At 56.7% G+C, this 203-nt stretch carries 1 rRNA gene (only partly in view); it reads left to right on the forward strand.

What is annotated here, in order from left to right:
• Positions 1-203, forward strand: a 16S ribosomal RNA gene (locus tag ASE86_RS13235); it runs 1,151 nt beyond the window's last position.

The raw sequence follows: 203 nt of genomic DNA on the forward strand, positions 1-203 counted from the left end.
AACACATGCAAGTCGAGCGGGCACCTTCGGGTGTCAGCGGCAGACGGGTGAGTAACACGTGGGAACGTACCCTTCGGTTCGGAATAACGCTGGGAAACTAGCGCTAATACCGGATACGCCCTTATGGGGAAAGGTTTACTGCCGAAGGATCGGCCCGCGTCTGATTAGCTAGTTGGTGGGGTAATGGCCTACCAAGGCGACGA

This window comes from Sphingomonas sp. Leaf33 (assembly GCF_001421785.1).
GTDB lineage: Bacteria > Pseudomonadota > Alphaproteobacteria > Sphingomonadales > Sphingomonadaceae > Sphingomonas.